At 57.8% G+C, this 15333-nt stretch carries 16 protein-coding genes; 2 read left to right on the top strand and 14 right to left on the bottom strand.

The genetic code is table 11. The annotated features are described in order from the left end of the window. Positions 1 to 2 precede the first annotated feature (2 nt). The 14 genes from D3879_RS05485 to rpmH form a co-directional block, all read right to left on the bottom strand. Positions 3 to 539: a F0F1 ATP synthase subunit delta gene (locus D3879_RS05485; protein ID WP_119953060.1), complete on the bottom strand. Its 537-nt coding sequence runs from the start codon at positions 537 to 539 to the stop codon at positions 3 to 5. A gap of 14 nt (positions 540 to 553) precedes the next feature. Then, the gene (locus tag D3879_RS05480; RefSeq protein ID WP_119953059.1) at positions 554 to 1024 is read right to left on the bottom strand and encodes a F0F1 ATP synthase subunit B; all 471 of its coding nucleotides are present in this window, start codon (positions 1022 to 1024) and stop codon (positions 554 to 556) included. Between the two features lie 70 nt (positions 1025 to 1094). Further along, positions 1095 to 1352 (bottom strand): F0F1 ATP synthase subunit C, encoded by a 258-nt coding sequence (gene atpE, locus D3879_RS05475; protein ID WP_002555987.1) that lies wholly within the window; start codon positions 1350 to 1352, stop codon positions 1095 to 1097. Between the two features lie 279 nt (positions 1353 to 1631). Next, positions 1632 to 2501 (bottom strand): F0F1 ATP synthase subunit A, encoded by an 870-nt coding sequence (gene atpB, locus D3879_RS05470; protein ID WP_119953058.1) that lies wholly within the window; start codon positions 2499 to 2501, stop codon positions 1632 to 1634. Positions 2502 to 2517: 16 nt separating this feature from the next. Next, the gene (locus tag D3879_RS05465) at positions 2518 to 2925 is read right to left on the bottom strand and encodes a F0F1 ATP synthase subunit I (RefSeq protein WP_119953057.1); all 408 of its coding nucleotides are present in this window, start codon (positions 2923 to 2925) and stop codon (positions 2518 to 2520) included. A 173-nt stretch (positions 2926 to 3098) separates the two neighbouring features. Then, positions 3099 to 3971: a ParB/RepB/Spo0J family partition protein gene (locus D3879_RS05460; protein ID WP_119953056.1), complete on the bottom strand. Its 873-nt coding sequence runs from the start codon at positions 3969 to 3971 to the stop codon at positions 3099 to 3101. A gap of 9 nt (positions 3972 to 3980) precedes the next feature. Beyond that, entirely contained in the window at positions 3981 to 4769 is a 789-nt protein-coding gene (locus tag D3879_RS05455) for a ParA family protein (RefSeq protein WP_119953055.1), read from the bottom strand. Positions 4770 to 5037: 268 nt separating this feature from the next. Continuing rightward, a complete protein-coding gene (gene rsmG / locus D3879_RS05450) occupies positions 5038 to 5700 on the bottom strand; it encodes a 16S rRNA (guanine(527)-N(7))-methyltransferase RsmG (RefSeq protein ID WP_119953054.1) in 663 nt (220 codons plus the stop codon). Then, on the bottom strand, positions 5700 to 7592 hold the full coding sequence (mnmG, locus tag D3879_RS05445) for a tRNA uridine-5-carboxymethylaminomethyl(34) synthesis enzyme MnmG (protein WP_119953053.1): 1893 nt from the start codon (positions 7590 to 7592) through the stop codon (positions 5700 to 5702). The genes rsmG and mnmG overlap by 1 nt, the downstream gene beginning before the upstream one ends. Before the next feature lie 593 nt (positions 7593 to 8185). Beyond that, on the bottom strand, positions 8186 to 9553 hold the full coding sequence (mnmE, locus tag D3879_RS05440; protein WP_119953052.1) for a tRNA uridine-5-carboxymethylaminomethyl(34) synthesis GTPase MnmE: 1368 nt from the start codon (positions 9551 to 9553) through the stop codon (positions 8186 to 8188). Between the two features lie 82 nt (positions 9554 to 9635). Then, entirely contained in the window at positions 9636 to 11378 is a 1743-nt protein-coding gene (gene yidC, locus D3879_RS05435; RefSeq protein ID WP_119953051.1) for a membrane protein insertase YidC, read from the bottom strand. Between the two features lie 2 nt (positions 11379 to 11380). Next, positions 11381 to 11626: a membrane protein insertion efficiency factor YidD gene (gene yidD / locus D3879_RS05430; RefSeq protein WP_119953050.1), complete on the bottom strand. Its 246-nt coding sequence runs from the start codon at positions 11624 to 11626 to the stop codon at positions 11381 to 11383. Further along, positions 11619 to 12023 carry a ribonuclease P protein component gene (gene rnpA / locus D3879_RS05425; protein ID WP_177412416.1) on the bottom strand — a complete coding sequence of 135 codons (405 nt, stop codon included), beginning with the start codon at positions 12021 to 12023 and terminating at the stop codon, positions 11619 to 11621. Before rnpA ends, yidD begins: the two co-directional genes overlap by 8 nt. A 13-nt stretch (positions 12024 to 12036) precedes the next feature. Then, positions 12037 to 12171 carry a 50S ribosomal protein L34 gene (rpmH, locus tag D3879_RS05420; protein ID WP_002551315.1) on the bottom strand — a complete coding sequence of 45 codons (135 nt, stop codon included), beginning with the start codon at positions 12169 to 12171 and terminating at the stop codon, positions 12037 to 12039. Between the two features lie 529 nt (positions 12172 to 12700). On the opposite strand from rpmH, the gene dnaA reads away from it, so the two are divergent. Next, positions 12701 to 14170, top strand: coding sequence for a chromosomal replication initiator protein DnaA (gene dnaA, locus D3879_RS05415; RefSeq protein WP_119953048.1), 1470 nt, complete (start codon positions 12701 to 12703; stop codon positions 14168 to 14170). Between the two features lie 38 nt (positions 14171 to 14208). After that, entirely contained in the window at positions 14209 to 15312 is a 1104-nt protein-coding gene (dnaN, locus tag D3879_RS05410; protein ID WP_119953047.1) for a DNA polymerase III subunit beta, read from the top strand. The last annotated feature ends 21 nt before the right edge of the window (positions 15313 to 15333 follow it).

The following is a 15333-nucleotide window of genomic DNA, read 5'->3' as shown; positions in this document are numbered from 1 at the left end:
ACTCAAGATTTCAATGCTTCGGCTAGTTGCGCGAGTTTGCCGCGAACTGAGCCATCGATAACCAGGTCGCCGGCGCGGATCACGACACCACCGATCAAGGTGGCATCCTCCGCAGCGTGCAGGCGCACTTCCCGGCCGAGCCGTGCACTGAGAACCTTGGCGAGTTTGTCTTGCTGTTCTTCGTTCAATGCAAAGGCACTGGTGACGTCCACATCTACCGATTTTTCCTGTTCGGCCTTAAGCAGCTCGAACAGTTCGGCGATCTCCGGCAACAACTCCAGACGGTTGTTTTCGGAAATGACGTGAAGGAAATTCTGTACCTTGGCGTCGAACTTATCACCACACACCTCGATAAAGGTGGTGGCCTTATCTGTACTCGTCAGACGCGGGGCCGTGAGCACGCGCTGCATGGTGTCGTCTTGCGACACCTCTGCAGCCAGGCCGAGCATGGCTGACCAATTGGCCAGTTGCTGGTGGGCCTGAGCGTACTCAAAAGCAGCCTTGGCGTAAGGTCGGGCCAACGTGGTCAGTTCTGCCATGATCGCGCCCTCGCTTAAATTTCGGCTGCCAGTTTGGAAACCAGCTCCGCATGCGCGTTACGGTCGATAGTGGCGCCCAGAATCTTCTCGGCACCGCTGATCGCCAAGCCACCCAGTTGGGCCCGCAGGGCGTCTTTGACGCTGTTCAGTTCCTGTTCGATCTCGGCCTGAGCCTGAGTCTTCAGGCGCTCACCTTCAACACGGGCCTGATCGCGAGCTTCGTCGACGATCTGGTTAGCGCGTTTCTTGGCTTGCTCAATGATTTCAGCTGCCTGGGTTTTGGCTTCGCGCAGTTGCAGACCCACTTTTTCGTGGGCGAGCTCCAAATCACGAGCCGCACGGCTGGCAGCGTCCAGTCCATCCGCAATCTTCTTCTGACGCTCCTGCAAAGCCGCGATGACCGGAGGCCACACGAACTTCATGCAGAACAGCACAAAGATGAAGAAGGCAACGGACTGGCCAATCAGGGTTGCATTAATGTTCACGCCAACACCTCGCTCGTTCGTTGTCCGTCAAACCAATCACTCGAAATCCCATCGCTGGGATTTCAGAGCATTAGCCTGCGAGTTGACCAACGAAGGGGTTCGCGAAGGTGAAGAACAATGCGATACCAACGCCGATCATGGTCACGGCGTCCAGCAGACCAGCGACGATGAACATTTTAACTTGCAGCATAGGAACCATTTCCGGCTGACGCGCAGCGCCTTCCAGGAACTTGCCACCCAGCAGGCCGAAACCAATGGCGGTACCCAAGGCACCCAGGCCAATCAGCAGTGCAACGGCGATCGCGGTCAGACCAACTACAGTTTCCATCTTTCCTCCCGACTTTTTATGTCGTATTGGTTAAGGTTTTTAAGGTAAAGCGGTAAAGCAAAATCGGTTCTTGCCTTTGCCCTTGCGGGCCTCCACTCAAAACACCGCACACCCTCTTCCGCCCTTCGGGCACCTTCCTTCCCAACGGAAAGGTCAGTGCTTTTGCCCCCTCTCCCGCTGGCGGGAGAGGGTTGGGGAGAGGGTAAAAAAAAGCCCCTCTTCCGCCCTTCGGGCACCTTCTCCCTGAAGGGAGAAGGTCATCAGGTGCGCTATGCGTTTTTAATGGTTGTCTTCGTGAGCCAGCGACAGATAGATGATGGTCAGCACCATGAAGATGAACGCTTGCAGAGTGATGATCAGGATGTGGAATACCGCCCACGCCCACTGCAGTGCTACGCCCAAGCCACTCAGCCAGAGAATGCCGGTGCCAAACATCACGGCGATCAGGATGAACACCAGCTCGCCGGCATACATGTTGCCGAACAGACGCAGTGCCAGCGAAATCGGCTTGGCCACCAGGGTCACGAACTCCAGCAGGAAGTTGACCGGAATAAACAGCGCTTGAACGACCAGGTTCTTGCTGCTGAACGGGTGCAAGGTCAGTTCGCCGATGAAACCACCGATACCCTTGATCTTGATGCTGTAGAAAATGATCAGCGCGAATACCGACAGGGACATGGCCAGGGTGGCATTCGGATCGGTAGTCGGCACGGCGCGGAACACCAGATGCTCATTCCCGGAAATGAACGCCGCCACCTGGGGAATCCAGTCCACTGGAACCAGATCGATGGCGTTCATCAGGAAGATCCAGACGAAGATCGTCAGGGCCAGCGGGGCAATCAGCGGATTACGGCCGTGGAAGGTGTCCTTGACGCTGCCGTCGACGAACTCGACCATCACTTCAACGAAGTTCTGCAGACCACCCGGTTGACCGGAGGTCGCCTTATTCGCGGCCAGGCGGAACAGCAGGATAAAGATCAGACCCAGGGCGATGGACCAGCCCAAAGTGTCGACATGGAATGCCCAGAAGCCCATTTCTTTGGCTTCTGCTGCAGTGTGGGCGAAACCCCAATCACCAGTCGGCAGTTGCCCGAAAGTCAGGTTCTGCAGGTGGTGCTGGATATAGCCCGAAGCGGTTTGTTCTGCCATGTTTGCCTCAAACGCCCTAAGGTCTCGAAAGTCTTATTTTCATCAGCAGGGGCGCAAACCAATTGACCAACTGGGTCAGTAGGAACACGCCAAATACCGCCAGCGCTTCCAATGGCTTCACACCTGCAAACGTCAGCGCGAAGAGCACTGCCGTCAAAATCAGTTTGCCCGCTTCACCGGCATAAAAAGACCGGACTATGGCTTGAGCAGCCCGCGCTCCCGTGAAACGGAACGCCTTGTGGGCAAAATACACATTCGGCAGCCAGGCAATCAGCCCGCCACACAGCCCAGAGTATCCACTTACCGCTCCGCGCCACTGCCACAATACGACCGCAGCGAGTAACAGCACGACGAACTGGGCAAGCAGAACGGGAAACACCGGTAAACGATGGAAGGGCAGGCGGTTGGGCGTGCGGACATCCATCAAGCTTTATCTCCGGCTTTTCGGCCTCTGGTGTCAGTCGCTTGCAATTACCAACTTGGCAACGACTTGGCATAGTTTGTGCCGACAAAATGCGCGCAGAGTATAGGGGGCGTTCCCCCCCTATTCAACTGCCCGGTAGTGATTTTCGACTACCCGCTACATGAGCAAGTGTTTCAGCGAATGTGGGCCAGAACCCCTTGCAACTCATCCAGCGAGCTGTAGCGGATGACCAGTTGCCCCTTGCCCTTTTGCCCATGCTTGATCTGCACCGGAGAGCCCAGGCGCTCAGCCAGGCGCTGCTCGAGACGGCTGATGTCCGGGTCGACCTTGGGCGGTTCAACCGGCTTTTCTTTGCTGTTCAGCCAGTGGCGTACCAGCGCTTCGGTTTGGCGCACAGTCAGACCACGTGCGACAACATGTCGCGCCCCTTCGACCTGTTGTTCTGCCGGTAAGCCGAGCAAGGCGCGGGCATGCCCCATCTCCAGATCACCGTGAGACAGAAGGATTTTTATCTCTTCCGGCAGGGCAATCAGGCGCAGCAAGTTGGTGATGGTGACGCGCGATTTACCGACCGCTTCGGCAACTTGCTGTTGGGTCAGTTGAAACTCCTGCTGCAAGCGCTGCAAGGCGACCGCTTCCTCGATCGGGTTGAGGTCTTCGCGCTGGATGTTCTCGATCAATGCCATGGCGATGGCCGCCTCATCCGGCACTTCGCGAACCATCGCCGGAATCTTGTCCAAGCTAGCCAACTGGCTGGCGCGCCAACGGCGTTCACCCGCGATGATCTCAAACCGCCCGGCTCCAATCGGGCGCACCACGATGGGCTGCATCACGCCTTGTGCTCTGATCGATTGCGCCAGTTCATCCAGGGCGGTGGAGTCCATGTCGCGACGCGGCTGGTATTTGCCACGTTGGATCAGATCCAGTGGTATGTATTGCAGCTCGCGGGTATCGGCTTGAACGGCTTCTTCTTGCAAAGCATTGACGCTGGAGCCACCCAAGAGGGCGTCCAGTCCGCGTCCAAGACCTCGTTTTTTGGTGGCCATGCGAGTTCCTTATGCTTTTGCGGTTCGGGTGGCGCTGCGCTGACGCCGCGACAATTCACCGGCCAATGCCAGGTAGGCGAGGGCGCCACGCGATTGCTTGTCGTAGACCAGCGCCGGCATACCAAAGCTAGGTGCTTCGGCCAGACGCACATTGCGCGGGATCACGGTGTCGTAGAGTTTGTCGCCGAAGTGTTCTTTCAGCTGTGCGGAAACATCGTTGGTCAGGCTGATGCGCGGGTCGTACATGGTGCGCAGCAGGCCTTCGATCCGCAGTGTAGGGTTGAGCAGCTTGCCGATCCGCTGGATCGAATTGACCAGGTCGGTGAGCCCTTCCAGTGCGTAATACTCGCACTGCATCGGAATGATCACCCCATCGGCGGCAACCAGCGCGTTGACGGTCAACATCGACAGTGACGGCGGGCAATCGATGAGGATGTAGTCGTAGTTTTCGCGAATCGGCGCCAATGCCTGGCGCAGACGATTTTCCTTGGCCGGCATGTCCAGCAGGGCAACTTCGGCGGCGGTCAGGTCGCGGTTGGCCGGCAGCAACTGGTAGCCGCCATGCTCGGAGAACTGCATGGCCTCGACCAGGCTGCACTCACCGATCAACACGTCGTAAATCGAATGCTCAAGCGCCAGCTTGTCGACACCGCTCCCCGTGGTCGCGTTACCCTGCGGATCGAGGTCGATCAACAGCACCCGGCGCTTGGTGGCAACCAGGGAAGCCGCGAGGTTGATGCAGGTGGTGGTCTTGGCGACACCGCCCTTCTGGTTGGCGATGGCGAATACTTTAGCCATGGTCAGTGTCTGTCCCGGTTTAAGGCTCTGTTGAGATTTAATGACGAACCGCGTTGGAACTGTGATGGCGCCAGGCAAGACGCGGGACGCAGGTAAGGGTTGTTCCCTTACCAAGTCGTGCAACACCGCCTGGCACCTTCACAGCTCCAACCCAAAGGGCCGTGCCCCGCAAGGCGCAATACGTCGTTATTCGTCGTTCATTTGGAATAACCAAACCTCTCTCCTCATGCCTAGTCTTGCGCCTTGCGGGGCGACGGCGCGGCCGCCATTAAACCTCAACAGAGCCTTGGGTGCGGCGCAGTATCAGCAGATGGCGTTGGCCTTGGCAACCGGGAACCTTGAGCACGTGGGTATCGGTGAGGCGGAAATCCACCGGCAACGCCTGCAGCTCGTCATCCGGATGCACGCCTTTCATCGCCAGCCAGCGCGTATTCAGATCGCCCAGATGGCGGGTCCAGTTCGCAAAATCTTCCAGCGAACTGAACGCCCGCGAACAGATACCGGCAAACGGCTGCGCAGGCGTGAAGCTTTCGACGCGACTGTGGATAACTTCCAGATTGGCCAGTTTCAGTTCCAGCTTGACCTGCGTGAGGAAGCGAGTCTTCTTGCCGTTGGAATCCAGCAGCGTGAAGTTGCGCTCGGGGAACAGAATCGCCAGTGGGATGCCCGGCATACCGCCGCCACTGCCAACGTCGAGCCAGTTATCCCCAGCTTCGCGCACGAAGGGCACCACACTGAGGCTGTCGAGCAGGTGTCGCGAGACCATTTCGTCGGGATCGCGCACGGCGGTGAGGTTATAGGCCTTGTTCCACTTGATCAGCAGTGCCAGGTAAGCCAACAACTGGCTGTGCTGGCTATCACTCAGGCTGACGCCCAACTGCTCGGCACCACGGGTCAATTCAGCGGCGTGCGACGCGGTAACCAAGGACATCAGGCGCTTTGCTCCAACTGACGCCCGGCGCCACGTTTTTTCAGATGAATCATCAGCAGGGAAATCGCCGCCGGGGTGACTCCGGGAATCCGCGAGGCCTGGCCGAGGGTTTCCGGACGAGCCTGTCCGAGCTTGTGCTGGATCTCTTTCGACAAGCCGGAAATACCCGCGTAATCGATATCCTCGGGCAACTTGATGTCTTCACTGGCGCGCAGACGGGCAATCTCGTCCTGTTGGCGATCGATGTAACCGGCGTACTTGGTCTTGATCTCAACCTGTTCCGCCACCTGCGGATCGCTGGTGCCCGCGCCGGTGACTGCAATCAGTCCGGCGTAATCGATTTCCGGGCGAGTCAGCAGGTTCAGCAGATTGTATTCGTGGGTCAGAGGCGTGCCGAAACGCTCGGCGAGCGCATCACCTTGGGCTGTGCCCGGGCGTACCCAGGTGCTTTTCAGTCGTTGTTCTTCCAGCTCGATGCCTTCGCGCTTGGCACAGAACGCCGCCCAACGCTGGTCATCGACCAGGCCGAGCTCGCGACCTTTTTCGGTCAGGCGCAGGTCGGCGTTGTCCTCACGGAGGATCAGCCGGTATTCGGCCCGTGAAGTGAACATGCGGTAGGGCTCCTGAGTACCCAGGGTAATCAGGTCATCGACCAGTACGCCGATGTAGGCCTCGTCGCGACGTGGACACCAGCTGTCTTTACCCTGGGCGCGCAACGCGGCGTTGGCCCCGGCGAGCAGACCTTGGGCTCCGGCTTCTTCGTAACCGGTGGTGCCGTTGATTTGGCCGGCAAAGAACAGCCCGCCGATCACTTTGGTTTCCAGGCTGTATTTCAGGTCGCGCGGATCGAAATAGTCGTACTCGATGGCATAACCCGGGCGCACGATGTGCGCGTTTTCCATGCCGCGGATCGAACGCACAAGTTCCAGCTGCACATCGAAGGGCAGGGAGGTGGAGATACCGTTCGGGTACAGCTCGTGAGTGGTCAGGCCTTCAGGCTCGATAAACACCTGGTGGCTGTCCTTGTCGGCGAAGCGATGGATCTTGTCTTCGATCGACGGACAGTAGCGCGGGCCAATCCCTTCGATCACCCCGGAATACATCGGCGAGCGATTGAGGTTGGCGGCGATGATTTCGTGGGTGCGCGCATTGGTGTGGGTAATCCAGCAGCTGACTTGCTGCGGATGCTGTTCTTTCGAGCCGAGAAAGGACATCACCGGAATCGGAGTATCACCGGGTTGCTCGGTCATCACCGAGAAATCCACCGAACGGCCATCGATACGCGGCGGTGTGCCGGTTTTCAACCGACCGACGCGTAGCGGATGTTCGCGTAGGCGTTGCGCCAAGGCAATCGACGGCGGATCACCGGCACGGCCACCGGAGTGGTTCTGCAAACCGATGTGGATAAGTCCACCAAGGAAGGTGCCAGTGGTTAGCACCACGGATTCAGCAAAGAAACGCAGCCCCATCTGAGTCACGACGCCACGAACCTGATCCTGCTCGACGATCAGGTCATCACAGGCTTGCTGGAAAATCCACAGGTTCGCCTGGTTTTCCAGCGTGTAGCGGATCGCAGCCTTGTACAGAACACGGTCGGCCTGGGCACGAGTTGCGCGCACTGCCGGGCCTTTGCGGCTGTTCAGTACACGAAATTGGATACCACCTTTATCGGTAGCTTGCGCCATGGCGCCGCCGAGGGCGTCGATTTCCTTGACCAGGTGGCTTTTACCGATGCCGCCGATGGCTGGGTTACAGCTCATCTGCCCGAGGGTTTCCACGTTATGGGTCAGCAACAGGGTTTTCACCCCCATGCGTGCAGCCGCTAGCGCAGCCTCGGTACCGGCATGGCCGCCGCCGATGACGATCACATCAAAACGGGAAGGGAAATCCACCACGCACCTCGTGCCTGTTGAGAATTGGGGAGGCTTTTAACTGACCCTGCGAACCGGGCAAAGCGGAAAGCCCGCAAGTATAGGGATTTCGGCCCCATGAAAGAAGCCTTCTGGACAAAAAATAGCCAGCCAGCTCTTGCTCGGCCTTTGTTCGAAAAACTTCTGTGGGTAAATAAAGATTAAAGGAATGAATTTTTTTAAAGCTTTGTTTTTATGTTTATTACTTATGAGCCGATTTTCTGTGGATAGATCACTGCAGAGCCATTTCTGCAAGGCTTACAGCGTTTCAAAAGCCTGTGTTGATCCTGATTTCTGCCTGTTGGATAGCCGTACGTAAGCTGTGGATGAAAGTGGCTGTTATCCACAGGGGACTTTATCCCCCGCTTTATCACCGGGTTATGGACCGGGCTCAGGCCCGGTTTTCCACAAGGCTTATCCATCGCTTTGCCAGCTTTTCTCCAGGCGAAAATCGCCCGCAGAGAGGCCGGGAAGCGCTAGAGCGTCCAAGTTTCTCGAAGGAAAACAGGGGAATCGGGAATGGTTACGGTTTAGCGAGGCGGCGGCTGGGTGGTTTACCAGCCGCTATGACGGGTTTATTTACCGATGCAGAAGCTGGAGAAGATCCGCCCGAGCAGGTCGTCGGAGCTGAAGGCGCCGGTAATTTCTCCCAGTGCCTGTTGCGCCTGGCGTAAGTCTTCGGCCAGTAGCTCGCCGGCACCGGCCAGGGTCAGCTGGGCACGGCCATGCTCAAGGGATGCGCTGGCGAGGCCCAATGCCTGCAGGTGGCGTCTGCGAGCGCTGAAGCTGCTTTCAGAGGTCTGTTCGTAGCCCATGCAGGCCTTCAGGTGTTCACGCAACAGATCCAAGCCATCAGTGGATTTCGCGGAGAGGCTGATGGTGACGTGGCCGTCCGCGCCGACCTCCAGGGCGACGGTTTCAGCCGTCAGATCCGCTTTGTTGCGAATCAGCGTGACCTTGGCCGGATCCGGCCGCTGATCGAGAAACTCTGGCCACAAGGCAAAGGGATCGGCGGCCTCCGGGGCTGTGGCATCGACTACCAGCAGCACCCGATCCGCTTCACCGATAGCCTTGAGCGCCCGCTCTACCCCGATCTTTTCCACCTGATCATCGGTGTCGCGCAAGCCGGCGGTATCCACCACATGCAGCGGCATGCCATCGATGTGGATATGTTCGCGCAAGACATCCCGCGTGGTGCCGGCGATCTCGGTGACGATGGCCGCTTCCCGCCCGGCCAGGGCATTCAACAAGCTGGATTTGCCAGCATTCGGCCGGCCGGCGATCACCACGGTCATGCCATCGCGCAGCAGTGCACCTTGGCCGGCCTCGCGCACCACCTGCGCCAGCTCGGCGCGCACCTCGTCGAGCAGCCCCAGGACATGGCCGTCGGCGAGAAAATCGATTTCTTCCTCGGGGAAGTCGATAGCGGCTTCGACATAGATGCGCAGGGCAATCAACCGCTCGGTCAACTCATGCACACGCCGGGAAAACTCACCCTGCAGCGAGCGCAAGGCATTGCGTGCCGCTTGCTCGGAGCTGGCTTCGATCAGGTCGGCAATCGCTTCAGCCTGAGCGAGGTCGAGTTTGTCATTCAGAAAGGCCCGCTCGCTGAACTCCCCCGGCCGGGCCAAACGGGCGCCCAACTCCAGGCAACGGCGCAGCAGTAAGTCGAGAACTACCGGGCCGCCATGGCCTTGCAATTCGAGCACGTCTTCGCCGGTGAAGGAGTTCGGCCCAGGGAAATACAGCGCCAAGCCTTCGTCGAGCACCTGGTCATGGCCATCATGGAATGGGCCATAGTGGGCGTAGCGTGGTTTCAGTTCCCGCTGGCTCACCGCTTTGGCAATGCTGGCGGCCAGTGGCCCGGAGACGCGCACGATACCCACGCCAGCACGGCCCTGAGCGGTGGCGACGGCGGCGATGGTTTCACGAACTGTGATCATGGCGGTGCTCTCATGGCCAAAGGGCAGATAGCAAAACGCCCCACTAGGGGGCGCTTTGCGTTATCTCAGCAACAGGGCTGAATCAGGCGGCGGCCTTCTTCGTGGCTGCTTCGATCTTGCGGGTAATGTACCACTGCTGGGCGATCGACAAGCAGTTGTTGACCACCCAGTACAGCACCAGACCGGCGGGGAACCAGAGGAAGAAGAAGGTGAAGATTATCGGCATCAACTTCATCACCCTGGCCTGCATCGGATCCGGCGGAGTCGGGTTCAGCTGCTGCTGGATGAACATGGTGGCGCCCATGATGATCGGCAGGATAAAGAACGGATCCTTGATCGCCAGGTCGGTGATCCACAGTAGCCAGGGTGCCTGGCGCATTTCCACGCTTTCCAGCAACACCCAGTAGAGGGCCAGGAACACCGGCATCTGCACCAGGATCGGCAGACAGCCACCGAGCGGATTGATCTTCTCTTTCTTGTACAGCTCCATCATCGCTTGCGACATCTTCTGCCGATCATCGCCATGCTGCTCTTTCAGAGCGGCCAGTTTTGGCGCGACGGCACGCATGCGGGCCATGGATTTGTAGCTGGCCGCCGACAGCGGGAAGAAGGCCAGTTTGATCACGATGGTCAGCGCGATGATCGACCAACCCCAGTTACCCAGCAGGCTGTGGATATGTTGCAGCAGCCAGAAGATGGGTTGGGCGATAAACCAGAGAATGCCGTAGTCGACGGTCAGCTCAAGACCTGGGGACAACTGCTTGAGGTATTCCTGGCTTTTCGGACCGGCGTAGAGGGTCGCTGCAGTTTCCGCCTTGGCGCCCGCCGCGACAGTCAAGCTTGGGCCAGTGAAACCGATGATGTAGTTGCCCTGGCTGTCTTTACGAGTCTGCACCACGTTGCTGGTGTCTTTAGTAGGAACCCAGGCCGTCACGAAGTAATGCTGCAGCCAGGCTACCCAACCACCGTCGACCGTCTCTTTCAGCGGCTGTTTATCGATGTCTTTCATCGACACCTTTTTGTACGGCTCTTCCTTGGTCCAGAGTGCCGCACCGAGGTAGGTGGCGGTGCCGGTGGCGGTCGTAGAGGACGGATCGTCGCTGGCGTCACGCTTGAGCTGAGCGAACAGGTTACCCGTCCAGGCCTGAGCGCTTTGGTTATCGATCAGATAACGGACATCTACCTGGTAAGACGAAGGATCGACACAGCCGGTTTTTTTCTGTTGCTGTTCCTTGGCGGAACACTGCGGATTCAAGCCGCGTTTGAAGCTAAAGCGTTTGATGTAGTTAACGCCGTCGGCACTGTAATTCAGGTCGACCGTCAGCTGGTTTTTCCCTTCTTCCAGCGCGTAAGAGTTTTTCGCGCTGTTGTAAAGCGGCCGACCGTTGCTGTTGGCATCCGGACCGTTGGCACCGGTCAGGCCACTTTGCGCCTGATACAGACGTTCGCCACCGTTATCGAACAGCTGGAAAGGTACATCGGGGCGATCCTGCCGGCGCGGGTACTGCGGCAGAGTCAACTGCACAATATCGCCGCCACGAGGGTCGATGGCCAGTTCAAGAACATCGGTCTTGACACGAATCAGCTTGTCGCTTGCCGCGGCAGTCGCAGGTGCGCTCGGTTCGCTGTGCGCAGCATTCGCCGTCGGCACATCGTCACTGGCGGTATTCGCAACAGGGGTATCCTGCAACGAGGAAGCAGCGCCGTTGGTGGCTGCACTCGGAGTTGGCAGCGCGGCTTGACCGTAGTCCTCGTTCCACTTGAGAACCATGACATAGGACACGATTGCCAGGGCGGCGATCAGGATCGAGCGTTTAATATCCATGATTACTCGGCCATCGAAGGGGGTCGGGAAGTTGGGGCGACTGGAACCGGATCGTAACCACCGGGATTCCACGGGTGACAGCGACCAAGCCGACGCAAGGTCAGCCAGCCACCACGCATGAGGCCATGATGTTCGATGGCTTCATACGCGTAGCAGGAACAGCTGGGGTAAAAACGACAGTGACTGGCCATCAGCGGACTGATGGCATAGCGGTAAACCTGGATCGAGGCGAGTGCCAGTTTACGCATGGGGACTGTCGGTTACCCCCGTTTCGGTGAGGACTTCCGGGCGTGGCCGACTGCGTGCCAAGCGTTTCCAGAGCTTGCCGAACTGTTGAGCGAGTTCGGGGTTTTCTAGATCACCTAGGCCTTTACGCGCGACGATTACGATATCCCATCCTGCCAAGGACTCTTGGTTCAGACGGAATGAATCGCGAATCACACGCTTCAGGCGATTGCGCTCAACCGAGAGCTTGACGCTCTTCTTGCCGATGACCAAACCCAGGCGGGGATGATCAAGATCGTTGTTGCGCGCGAGGAGCAGGACGTTTTTACCCGGAACCTTACCGCTGGGGGAGTCAAAGACGGCCTTGAATTGTCGAGGGGTCAGCAGGCGCTTTTCCCGACTGAAGTCTTGACTCACCACCGGTGCCGAATTATCAGACTGCCAGACGCTTACGGCCTTTGGCGCGACGACGCGACAGAACTGCACGACCGTTCTTGGTGGCCATGCGGGCACGGAAGCCGTGGGTGCGAGCGCGCTTGATAGTGCTGGGTTGGAAAGTGCGTTTCATGGTGCGTTACCTGGGTGGTCGACTACGGGCCGGAATGGCCCCCGTTTTAAGAGACCGGCAATTCTAGAGAAAGCAGACGGTCAGGTCAATTTCCAACCAACCTTTCCTGTGCAGATAAAGAATAATAAGAAAGAAGATATTTAAATCTTTTTAGTGATGTTAATAACTCTTAGGCGAGAATTTTTCTGTGGATAACCTTGCGCAGGCCATACGCTGCAGGGTTTTCAGCGTTTCGAAAGGTTGTCGAGAAGCCGTGTTCTGCATGTGCGGTGCCAGCGGATAAGCTGGGGATAGAGTGGCCAGTTATGCACAGAGCGGTTATCCACCCGCTTTCGCTAGTGGTTATCCAGGCAGCTTACGAAAGGTTATCCACAGAGATTCGTGTGTGCCGTCCATAACCCATAAAAGTTGAGTAAAGCTTTGATTTTACTTGCTGAAAACGCACGCTTCATGTGGATAACTCTCTCTCTGGCCGCTACAATGGCGGCTGTTTTTGGCCTCGCGGCCTTTCCGACCTTAGGGGATATCCGTGTCCGTGGAACTTTGGCAGCAGTGTGTAGAGCTTCTACGCGACGAGCTGCCTGCCCAGCAATTCAACACCTGGATCCGTCCGTTGCAGGTCGAAGCGGATAGCGACGAGTTGCGCATTTATGCGCCGAATCGTTTCGTCCTCGACTGGGTCAACGAAAAATACCTCGGCCGTTTGTTGGAGTTGCTGGGGGAGCGCAGCGAGGGCATGGCGCCGGCGCTTTCCTTATTAATAGGGAGTAAACGCAGTACCGCTGCTCGCGTTGCTCCTGCTGCGCCGGTAACTACTGCTGCTGCGCCGGCAAGTAGCGTTGCCCGTAGCGATGAGCCGACTACTGCTGCTGCGAATGAGCCTTCGCGCTCTAGCTTCGATCCGATGGCCGGAGCCAGCACTCAGACTGCGCCGGTACGCACTGAGCGTTCGGTTCAAGTGGAGGGTGCGCTGAAGCACACCAGCTATCTGAATCGTACCTTTACCTTCGAAAACTTCGTTGAGGGTAAATCCAACCAACTGGCCCGCGCTGCGGCCTGGCAGGTGGCAGACAACCCAAAGCACGGCTATAACCCGCTGTTCCTGTATGGCGGTGTTGGTCTGGGTAAAACCCACTTGATGCATGCCGTGGGTAATCACCTATTAAAGAAGAACCCGAATGCCAAGGTGGTTTACCTGCATTCGGAGCGCTTCGTTGCGGACATGGTCAAGGCGCTGCAGCTTAACGCGATCAACGAGTTCAAGCGTTTCTACCGCTCGGTGGATGCCCTGCTAATCGACGATATTCAATTCTTCGCCAAGAAAGAGCGTTCCCAGGAAGAGTTTTTTCATACCTTTAACGCGCTTCTCGAAGGCGGCCAGCAGGTGATCCTCACCAGCGACCGCTACCCGAAGGAAATCGAAGGTCTGGAAGAGCGCCTCAAGTCGCGTTTCGGCTGGGGTCTGACAGTGGCTGTGGAGCCACCGGAGCTGGAAACGCGGGTGGCCATCTTGATGAAGAAGGCCGACCAGGCGAAGGTCGATCTACCGCATGATGCGGCCTTCTTTATTGCTCAGCGCATTCGCTCCAACGTGCGTGAACTGGAAGGCGCGCTGAAACGGGTGATTGCCCACTCGCATTTTATGGGGCGTGATATCACCATCGAGCTGATCCGTGAGTCGTTGAAGGATCTGTTGGCGCTGCAAGACAAGTTGGTCAGCGTCGACAATATTCAGCGCACGGTCGCCGAGTACTACAAGATCAAAATTTCCGATCTGCTTTCCAAGCGCCGTTCGCGCTCTGTCGCGCGTCCGCGTCAGGTTGCTATGGCGTTATCGAAAGAGTTGACCAACCATAGCTTGCCGGAAATTGGTGACGCCTTCGGCGGTCGTGATCACACCACGGTATTGCACGCTTGCCGTAAGATTGCTGAACTTAGGGAATCCGACGCGGACATCCGCGAGGACTACAAGAACCTGCTGCGCACGCTGACCACCTGATACCAAACAACGCAGCCCACGAGGCAAGGGACGAGACCATGCATTTCACTATTCAACGCGAAGCCCTGTTGAAACCGCTGCAACTGGTCGCCGGCGTGGTTGAACGCCGTCAGACTTTGCCGGTGCTGTCCAATGTGTTGCTGGTAGTTGAAGGCCAGCAACTGTCGCTCACCGGCACCGACTTGGAAGTCGAACTGGTTGGCCGCGTAGCGCTAGAAGAACCGGCTGAGCCGGGTGAGATCACTGTGCCGGCGCGCAAGCTGATGGATATCTGCAAAAGCTTGCCGAATGACGCACTGATCGATATCCGTGTCGATGAACAAAAACTGGTGGTCAAGGCCGGCCGTAGCCGCTTCACCTTGTCGACTCTTCCCGCGAATGATTTCCCGACCGTTGAGGAAGGTCCTGGTTCGTTCACCTTCAACCTGATGCAAAGCAAGTTGCGCCGCCTGATCGAGCGCACCAGTTTTGCCATGGCGCAGCAGGATGTGCGCTATTACCTGAACGGCATGTTGCTCGAAGTGCAGACCGGAGTCTTGCGCGCGGTGGCTACCGATGGTCACCGTCTGGCTATGTGCTCGATGGAAGCCGGTATCGAACAGGCTGATCGTCATCAGGTCATCGTCCCGCGTAAAGGTATTCTGGAACTGGCGCGTCTGCTCACCGAGCAGGATGGCACCGTCAGCATCGTTCTGGGGCAGCACCATATCCGCGCGACTACCGGCGAGTTCACTTTCACCTCGAAGCTGGTCGACGGCAAATTCCCGGATTACGAACGCGTGCTACCAAAAGGTGGCGACAAGTTGGTGTTGGGTGATCGTCAGGCACTGCGTGAAGCCTTCAGCCGTACGGCAATTCTCTCCAACGAGAAGTACCGGGGTATCCGTCTGCAACTGGCGGCCGGGCAACTGAAGATTCAGGCGAACAACCCTGAGCAAGAAGAAGCCGAAGAAGAAGTGGCAGTCGATTACAACGGCAGCAATCTAGAAATCGGTTTCAACGTCAGCTACCTGCTAGACGTGCTGGGCGTGATGACGACGGAGCAAGTTCGCCTGATTTTGTCTGACTCCAACAGCAGTGCGCTGGTACAGGAATCCGACAACGACGATTCCGCTTACGTCGTAATGCCGATGCGTCTCTGACGCTGACATTGAAAAGAGCCT

Origin of the sequence: Pseudomonas cavernicola (assembly GCF_003596405.1) — a bacterium.
Lineage (GTDB): Bacteria > Pseudomonadota > Gammaproteobacteria > Pseudomonadales > Pseudomonadaceae > Aquipseudomonas > Aquipseudomonas cavernicola.
This window is presented reverse-complemented; position numbering and strand designations above follow the sequence as displayed.

Bases quoted from the DNA above. Each gene is read 5' to 3' on its own strand.
- D3879_RS05485 (WP_119953060.1), bottom strand. From the start codon at position 539: ATGGCAGAACTGACCACGTTGGCCCGACCTTACGCCAAGGCTGCTTTT.
- atpE (WP_002555987.1), bottom strand. From the start codon at position 1,352: ATGGAAACTGTAGTTGGTCTGACCGCGATCGCCGTTGCACTGCTGATT.
- atpB (WP_119953058.1), bottom strand. From the start codon at position 2,501: ATGGCAGAACAAACCGCTTCGGGCTATATCCAGCACCACCTGCAGAAC.
- D3879_RS05465 (WP_119953057.1), bottom strand. From the start codon at position 2,925: ATGGATGTCCGCACGCCCAACCGCCTGCCCTTCCATCGTTTACCGGTG.
- D3879_RS05460 (WP_119953056.1), bottom strand. From the start codon at position 3,971: ATGGCCACCAAAAAACGAGGTCTTGGACGCGGACTGGACGCCCTCTTG.
- D3879_RS05455 (WP_119953055.1), bottom strand. From the start codon at position 4,769: ATGGCTAAAGTATTCGCCATCGCCAACCAGAAGGGCGGTGTCGCCAAG.
- rsmG (WP_119953054.1), bottom strand. From the start codon at position 5,700: ATGTCCTTGGTTACCGCGTCGCACGCCGCTGAATTGACCCGTGGTGCC.
- mnmE (WP_119953052.1), bottom strand. From the start codon at position 9,553: ATGATCACAGTTCGTGAAACCATCGCCGCCGTCGCCACCGCTCAGGGC.
- yidC (WP_119953051.1), bottom strand. From the start codon at position 11,378: ATGGATATTAAACGCTCGATCCTGATCGCCGCCCTGGCAATCGTGTCC.
- yidD (WP_119953050.1), bottom strand. From the start codon at position 11,626: ATGCGTAAACTGGCACTCGCCTCGATCCAGGTTTACCGCTATGCCATC.
- rpmH (WP_002551315.1), bottom strand. From the start codon at position 12,171: ATGAAACGCACTTTCCAACCCAGCACTATCAAGCGCGCTCGCACCCAC.
- dnaN (WP_119953047.1), top strand. From the start codon at position 14,209: ATGCATTTCACTATTCAACGCGAAGCCCTGTTGAAACCGCTGCAACTG.